Below are 8,041 nucleotides of genomic sequence, written 5' to 3' on the forward strand. Positions count from 1 at the left end.
AGTAATAAAAAAGGTTGGCGTAGCGCCAACCTTTTCTGTTTTAAAGCGGGAAGACCATTAGAAATGGCGATTACCAACCTTTTACTGCGCCACCTTGGAAGATTTCAGACGCGGCTTTAGCGACTTCATCGGTTTGGTAGGCTTTCTTGAAGTTTTGTACGTTTTCGGCGTTCACGTTTGCTTCACGGGCAACCAAAATATTGACGTAAGGTGACTCTTTGTTTTCAACGAAGATGCCATCTTTTTCTGGGGTCAGGTTGATTGAGCTCGCGTAAGTGGTATTGATGATAGACAGAGCCACATCATCCAGTGAGCGTGGTAGCTGGGCTGCATCTAACTCGAGGATCTCAAGTTTCTTTGGATTTTCAACGATGTCACGTACGGTTGCCAATAGACCGACGTCTTCACGCAGTTTGAGCAGACCTTGTTGTTGCAACAGCAGCAGTGAGCGACCTAGGTTAGTTGGATCGTTTGGAACCGCAATGCGCGCGCCATCTTGTAGTTCATCAACCGATTTGATCTGTTTTGAGTAGCCCGCGATCGGGTAAACAAAGGTGTTGCCAACGATCGCTAGCTTGTAACCACGATCGGCGATTTGCTTATCCAGATAAGGTTTGTGCTGGAACGCGTTTGCATCGATAGAACCGTCATCCAATGCCGCGTTTGGTGTTACGTAATCGGTAAAAGTCACCAGTTCGACATCCAGATTGTATTTTTCTTTAGCCACTTTGGCTGCCACTTCCGCCACTTGTGCTTCAGCCCCTGCCATAACACCAATTTTCACTTTGTTGTTATCTACGGCTTTTTCACCGCAGCCGGCCAAAATTAGGGTTGAGGCTGCAGCAGCGATAGTCAGTAAACTTTTCAGGCTAAACTTCATGATGAACTCCTTGTTCAAAAAAGGCTTTTGTTTTGCTTATCGATGATCGACGCGGCGTACCAACGCATCGCCGATGGATTGAATAATTTGTACCAGTACAATCAGCATGACCACAGTGACCGCCATGATGGTGATGTCGTAACGGTGGAATCCATAGCGGATCGCCACATCGCCCAGACCACCACCGCCAACGGTACCCGCCATGGCTGAGTAGCTGACCAGTGTCACGAGAGTAATCGTGACTGAGTTTAAAATCGTCGGCAGCGCTTCAGGCAGCAGTACCTTACGAATGATTTGCAGTGGCGTCGCACCCATAGATTGCGCCGCTTCCACTAAGCCGGTTGGCACTTCAAGCAGCGCACTCTCAATCAGGCGCGCTACAAACGGAATCGCCCCAATCGTGAGTGGCACAATGGCCGCAGTGGTACCGATAAAAGTGCCGACAATCAGTTTGGTGACAGGGATGATGGCGACCATCAACACCAAAAAGGGCACCGAGCGACCGATGTTAACCACGGCGCCGAGCGCACGGTTCAGCGGTAGGTTTTCCAGTAAGCCCTCTTTTTTGGTGGTATGGAGAATCACTCCTAGCGGAATCCCGAGCGCAAAACCCACCGCACCGGCAATCGCGACCATATACAGTGTTTGCCATGTGGCGGTTAACAGTAGGTCGCTATTGAGTGCAAACCATTGTGCAATCGTATTAAAGGACATAACCCAGCACCTCTACTTTAACGTTGTTTTCGCGCAGATAACGAATCGCGGCTTCATCATCGTCGGCATTACCAAAAATTTCAGCGACCATCATGCCAAACTTCACGCCGCCGGCGTAATCCAGATCTGAGCTAAGAATGCTGACATCAATATTGTATTTGCGAGCAATTTGCGTCATCAGCGGTGCATCCACGGTGGCGCCGGTAAATTCCAAACGTACCAGTGGATAGCTGCCTGCCACGCGAGTTGGCTGTAAGCGCACTTGGTAATCTTCAGGAATCGATAAATCCAACGTTGAGCGGATGAATTGATGCGCCAACTCGGTTTTCGGGTGGGCAAAAATATCGCCGACCGTGCCTTTCTCAACCAGCTCACCGCCACCAATGATCGCCACTTCATGACAGATGCTTTTCACCACATCCATTTCATGGGTAATCAGCAAAATGGTCAGGTTAAGCTGACGGTTAATCTCTTTAAGCAGTTCTAAAATCGACTGCGTTGTCGCTGGATCCAGCGCGCTGGTGGCTTCATCACACAGCAGCACTTTGGGATCGCTTGCCAAAGCGCGGGCAATCGCGACACGTTGCTTCTGGCCGCCAGAAAGATTCGCCGGGTAGCTCTCTCTTTTCTCAGAGAGACCAACCAGGGCCAGCAATTCAGTCACTTTCGTTTCGATATGCTGTTGTGATTGACCCGCTAACTCAAGTGGCAGAGCTACGTTTTCAAACACAGTGCGTGATGAAAGCAGATTAAAATGCTGGAAAATCATACCTATGTTACGGCGAGCCGCGCACAGTTGTGGATTACTGAGCGTGGTGAGATCCACACCATCGACAATCACTTGGCCGCTGGTCGGTTTTTCTAGCATGTTGACACAACGGATCAGCGTACTTTTTCCGGCACCGGATGAGCCAATCACCCCAAAAATCGTACCCTGTGGAATGAATAAATTGATGTCTTTCAGGGCGTGGATTTGTTTATCCCCCTGATAGAACACCTTATTTACGCTTTTAATCTCAATCATGTGCAACCCTGTACTGCTCGAGGCAGAATAATCTGTTGGCCTCTTCCTCAATTGGTAGTCGATGCTATGGGCTTGCTGAGTTTAAGTCAATAGATATTTTTACGTCTAGACGTCTAAATGGTTGCGGGTAATTAGAAGAGAAAGTTATTAGATAGTGACGAAAAAAATATAGATAGTGATGAAAAAAATAAAGCGTGCAATAATTCGCGCAAAGTGACTTGAAAGAGACAGCATTTTGGCCAAACCCGCCGTATTTCTTGATCGTGATGGCGTGATCAACGTCGATCACGGTTATGTGCATGATGAGCACGATTTCCAATTTATTGAAGGTGTATTTGAAGCGACTGCGGCTTTGCAGCGTATGGGGTATTTGTTGGTGCTGGTTACCAACCAATCCGGTATTGCGCGTGGCAAATTTAGCGAAGAGCGTTTCATTTCTCTCACCCAGTGGATGGACTGGAACTTTGCCGATAATGGGGTTGAGTTTGATGGTATCTATTATTGTCCGCACCATGCTGAACATGGCATTGGGCAATACAAAGAAGAGTGTGATTGCCGCAAACCTAAGCCGGGCATGTTTCTCTCGGCGCGCGATTTCCTGAACATCGACATGGCCAATTCGGTGATGGTCGGTGACAAAGCCGAAGATATGATGGCAGCTGAAGCGGCGGGTGTAGGCACTAAGATTTTGGTGCGCACCGGTAAGCCAATCACAGAGCAAGGTGAAGCCTTAGCGACCGTGGTGCTCGATAGCATTCGCGATGTGCCTCATTATCTACTGCGAGTGAAAAAATAAGGTCGCGTTAGTGACCTTATTGACCGCTCATTCTTTTCTTATCAATGAATACCAATACAAACGCATGAATCGAAAACTGACTATTTTAGACATTGCTAGACTTTCAGGCGTCGGTAAATCTACCGTTTCGCGCGTGTTAACCAATGATCCTAAAGTGAAGCCTGAAACCCGCGCTAAAGTAGAGCAGGTGATTGCAGAGTCGGGGTATGTGCCCTCTAAATCGGCACAAACCATGCGTGGTGGTAGCCAGAAAGTCGTGGGTATCATTATTTCACGTCTGGATTCTCCTTCTGAAAACAAAGCGGTCAGCACTATGCTGCAAGCTTTCTATGCTCACGGCTACGATGTGGTGATCATGGAAAGCCAATTTAGCCGTGAAAAAACCAATTCTCATTTGAAAGTGCTCGCCAAGCGACAAGTGGATGGCGTCATTGTGTTTGGCTTTACCGATATCGATCATGATGCCTTGCTCAGTTGGCAGCACCGCTGCGTGCTCTTGGCCATGCACAGTGATGAGATTTCCTCTATCAATTATGACAATGCTGGGGTTATAGAGCGTGCGCTGCAGCATTTGGCACAAAAACAGTTACGCGATATTGCCTTCATTGGGGTCGACCCACGTGACAAAACCACGGGTGAGCAGCGGCTCAACGCCTATCTCAATTGGTGTGTTGAGCATGAGATTGTGGCGAATTACCAAACCGGACAACTGCATCATGAAAGTGCTTATCTGCTGGTAGATAAAGTGCTGACTGAGCAAACCCAAGCGATTGTGTGCGCGAGTGATACTTTGGCGCTCGGTGTGATTAAGCGTTTGCAAGAGCTGCAGCGAGATGACGTAGTGGTGACGGGGGTTGGTGGTAATGAGTTGCTCTCTTTCCTGTTTCCGAACATATTCAGTGTCGATCCTGGTTATCGTGAGGCCGGAAAACTGGCGGCAGATCTGCTGATTGAGCAGCTATGCGGCTCTGACCATGGCTGTGTGCATTTGACCCAAATGCCAGTGTCACGCTAAGTCTATTCTTTCTTTAATTCGGTGCTTTCATTCGGCTCCTCATCAGTGACTTTTTCGCCACTTTCGTGATTTTGCCTCTCTTTTTACTACACTAAATTGACGCATAAATAACGCACAGTGTGATCCCATTCAATTAATGGGATTGTTCCCATTTTTATCTGTTATGCATTGTGTCAATATCGCACCAATTGATTTGGGACTGTTCCCAATTGCTGCAATGATAATAATTCAATAGGGTGGACGAGGATATGAGCAAGATAGCGAAACAAGACGTGACGCGTCTTATCGAATTGGTGGGAGGCGAAAGCAATATTGCGAGCGTTACTCACTGTTTGACACGCTTACGCTTTGTGCTGAATCAGCCAGAGCAGGCTGACAAGGCGGGTTTGGAAGCGCTGAGCATGGTAAAGGGCTGCTTTACCAATGCGGGGCAATTTCAGGTAGTCATTGGCACTGAAGTTGATCAAGTGTACAAAATGCTGCTGGAACAAACCGGGAAACAAGCGGTTTCCAAAGACGATGCCAAAGTCGCAGCGCGCCAAAACATGAATGTGCTAGAGCGTGGTATTTCCCATTTGGCTGAAATTTTTGTGCCACTGCTGCCTGCGATCATCACCGGTGGTTTGATCCTCGGTTTTCGTAATGTGATTGGTGACATTCGCATGTTTGATGGCAAAACGCTGACTGAAATCAGTCAGTTTTGGGCATCGGTTCATGCGTTCTTGTGGCTGATTGGCGAAGCGATTTTCTTCTTTTTACCTGTCGGTGTCTGCTGGTCAACCGTGAAAAAACTTGGCGGTACGCCAATCCTCGGTATTACCCTTGGGGTAACACTGGTTTCTCCGCAATTGATGAACGCTTACCTGATCGGTAAAGAAGTGCCAGAAGTATGGGATTTTGGGCTGTTTGCGATTGAGAAAGTAGGCTACCAAGCTCAGGTTATCCCTGCCATTTTAGCTGGCGTTGTACTGGCTTTTATTGAAAACAATTTAAGACGTGTAGTGCCTTCTTACCTTTATTTGGTGGTGGTGCCGTTTGTATCAATCATTGTATCAGTGGTGCTTGCTCACGCCTTCATCGGCCCATTTGGTCGCGTGATTGGTGATGGTGTGGCATTTGCAGCGAAAGCGGCAATGACGGGTGATTTCGCGGTGATTGGTTCGACGCTGTTTGGCTTCCTGTATGCTCCTCTCGTGATTACCGGTATTCACCACACCACTAACGCGGTGGACCTGCAGCTGATGCAAGAGCTTGGTGGTACGCCGATTTGGCCATTGATCGCGCTATCTAACATTGCGCAAGCATCGGCAGTAGTGGGCATCATTATCATCAGTAAAAAGCAGGGTGAACGGGACATTTCTGTACCGGCGGCGATTTCCGCTTACCTTGGTGTAACTGAACCTGCGATGTACGGTATCAACCTTAAATACAAATTCCCTATGCTGAGCGCAATGATCGGCAGCGCTTTGGCTGCCGCAGTCTGTGGTAGCGCAGGTGTAATGGCCAACGGTATCGGTGTCGGCGGCTTGCCGGGTATTCTCTCGATTCAGCCGCAGTTTTGGAGTATTTACCTCGTCGCCATGCTAATTGCGATTTTGGTACCCGCAGCATTGACTCTGCTGATGTACAAGCGCGCACAGAGTTCAGGCAAACTGGCCGTTTCGGCTGCCTAATCTCTACCCGATTTAGGAGTGGTTTACGCCACTCCTTTCTCTGTTTTTGAGTCAATTTTTTTGAGTAAGTGAGAGTAGTATGAGTAGCTCAACCCAATCCATGCCTTGGTGGAAAACCGCTGCAATTTATCAAATTTATCCGAAAAGTTTTTGCGATAGTGGCGCGAAGGGCGTGGGCGATCTGCAAGGCATTATCAGCAAGCTCGATTATTTGCAAAAGCTTGGGATTGAAGCGATTTGGCTGACGCCGATTTATCAATCGCCTATGGTCGATAATGGATATGACATTGCCGATTATTACGCGATTAACCCAGACTTTGGCACGATGCAAGATTTCGAACAACTGCTGAAAGAAGCCCATCGTCGTGGTATTCGCATCATCATGGATATCGTGGTTAACCACACCTCAACCGAACACGCTTGGTTCCAATCTGCATTGGGCGATCGCAATAGCCCTTACCGTGATTACTATATTTGGCGTAAGCCGGTTAACGGTGGTGTACCGAACAACTGGCAATCCAAATTTGGCGGGAGTGCGTGGGCGCTGGATGAAGCGACCGGTGAGTATTATTTGCATCTGTTTGCCAAAGAGCAGGCCGATTTGAACTGGGAAAATCCGCAAGTTCGAGAAGAAGTAAAAAACATCATCGGATTTTGGGCTGAAAAAGGTGTCGATGGTTTCCGACTTGACGTGATTAACCTCATTTCCAAGCAACAAGATTTTGCCAATGATGAAATCGGTGATGGTCGTCGTTTTTACACCGATGGCCCAAGAGTGCATGAGTATCTGCAAGAGATCAGCCGTGATGTTTTCCAGCGTTATGGCAGCGTAACCGTCGGCGAAATGTCTTCAACCACCTTAGAACATTGCCAACAATATTCTGCGCTCGATGGTCGAGAGCTTTCTATGGTATTTAATTTCCATCACTTGAAAGTCGATTATCCGAATGGCGAAAAGTGGACGAAAGCGCCGTTTGATTTTCTGCAACTCAAGCAAATTTTCAATCATTGGCAAACGGGGCTGAATGGCAAAGGATGGGGCGCGCTGTTTTGGTGTAACCACGATCAGCCGCGAATTGTGAGCCGTTTAGGTGATGATCAGCAGTATCGCGTTGAGTCAGCCAAAATGCTGGCGGCCACCATTCACCTAATGCAAGGCACACCTTATATCTACCAAGGTGAAGAGATTGGAATGACCAACCCAGGCTTTACGTCGATCAAGCAGTATCGCGATGTTGAAAGCATCAACATTCACCAAATCATGGTGCAGCAACAAGGTGTCTCTGAAAGTGACATGCTGGCGATTTTGGCGCAAAAATCTCGTGATAATTCACGCACGCCAATGCAGTGGGATGCCAGTCTCAACGCTGGATTTACTCGTGGAGAACCTTGGATTGAAGTGGCGCATAACTACCCTGAAATCAATGCACAGGCCGCGTTAGAAGACCCGCATTCGGTGTTCTATTTCTACCGTCGTTTGCTATCGCTACGTAAGAAAGTGGCAGTGATTACGGACGGTGATTACACCGACTTGTTGCCTGAGCATAAAGAGATTTTTGCTTATCAGCGTCGTAATCAGAAACAAGTGTTGATCTGTTTGAACAACTATTACGGTCACGAAACCGAATGCGTTCTGCCAGAATTACCGCTCGATGATGCGCTCTACTTGCTAGGCAACTATCCGGGTATTGAATTACAGCGCGTGTTGGCGCACCAAGTGTTACGTCCATACGAAACACGCATCATCCTGATTGAGTCACCCCTATAGGATTCAATCACTTTTCAGCCCCGCATTGTCGGGGCTTTTTTATGGAGAGTGGAAAATATAGGTAGTGAAAATAGAAAGGGTGACAAGGGATGGATTATTTTCTCAACCTCAAGTTTGGTCAGCAAAATGCTTAGCTAACAAAAAAGCCAGCTCGATGAGCTGGCTTTCTGT

At 47.8% G+C, this 8,041-nt stretch carries 7 protein-coding genes; 4 read left to right on the forward strand and 3 right to left on the reverse strand.

Annotated features, from left to right (window positions below):
• Nucleotides 1-70: 70 nt before the first annotated feature.
• The 3 genes from metQ to metN are packed head-to-tail and all read right to left on the reverse strand — an operon-like array spanning nucleotide 71 to nucleotide 2,618.
• On the reverse strand, nucleotides 71-880 hold the full coding sequence (gene metQ / locus GOU96_RS05270) for a methionine ABC transporter substrate-binding lipoprotein MetQ (protein WP_000672706.1): 810 nt from the start codon (nucleotides 878-880) through the stop codon (nucleotides 71-73).
• Nucleotides 881-916: 36 nt separating this feature from the next.
• The gene (locus GOU96_RS05275; protein WP_000009571.1) at nucleotides 917-1,594 is read right to left on the reverse strand and encodes a methionine ABC transporter permease; all 678 of its coding nucleotides are present in this window, start codon (nucleotides 1,592-1,594) and stop codon (nucleotides 917-919) included.
• Entirely contained in the window at nucleotides 1,584-2,618 is a 1,035-nt protein-coding gene (gene metN, locus GOU96_RS05280) for a methionine ABC transporter ATP-binding protein MetN (protein WP_000569878.1), read from the reverse strand. Before metN ends, GOU96_RS05275 begins: the two co-directional genes overlap by 11 nt.
• A gap of 235 nt (nucleotides 2,619-2,853) precedes the next feature.
• Here metN and gmhB point away from each other — a divergent pair, with 235 nt between their 5' ends.
• From gmhB to treC, 4 genes are all read left to right on the forward strand, one after another.
• Nucleotides 2,854-3,414, forward strand: coding sequence for a D-glycero-beta-D-manno-heptose 1,7-bisphosphate 7-phosphatase (gene gmhB / locus GOU96_RS05285; protein ID WP_001108094.1), 561 nt, complete (start codon nucleotides 2,854-2,856; stop codon nucleotides 3,412-3,414).
• Nucleotides 3,415-3,478: 64 nt separating this feature from the next.
• Nucleotides 3,479-4,429 carry a trehalose operon repressor TreR gene (gene treR / locus GOU96_RS05290; RefSeq protein ID WP_001080442.1) on the forward strand — a complete coding sequence of 317 codons (951 nt, stop codon included), beginning with the start codon at nucleotides 3,479-3,481 and terminating at the stop codon, nucleotides 4,427-4,429.
• Nucleotides 4,430-4,677: 248 nt separating this feature from the next.
• Nucleotides 4,678-6,102, forward strand: coding sequence for a PTS trehalose transporter subunit IIBC (gene treB / locus GOU96_RS05295; protein WP_057562873.1), 1,425 nt, complete (start codon nucleotides 4,678-4,680; stop codon nucleotides 6,100-6,102).
• Nucleotides 6,103-6,181: 79 nt separating this feature from the next.
• Nucleotides 6,182-7,870: an alpha,alpha-phosphotrehalase gene (gene treC / locus GOU96_RS05300; RefSeq protein WP_000099334.1), complete on the forward strand. Its 1,689-nt coding sequence runs from the start codon at nucleotides 6,182-6,184 to the stop codon at nucleotides 7,868-7,870.
• Nucleotides 7,871-8,041 lie beyond the last annotated feature (171 nt).

Origin of the sequence: Vibrio sp. R-1 (assembly GCF_035615595.1) — a bacterium.
Taxonomy (GTDB): Bacteria; Pseudomonadota; Gammaproteobacteria; order Enterobacterales; family Vibrionaceae; genus Vibrio; species Vibrio cholerae.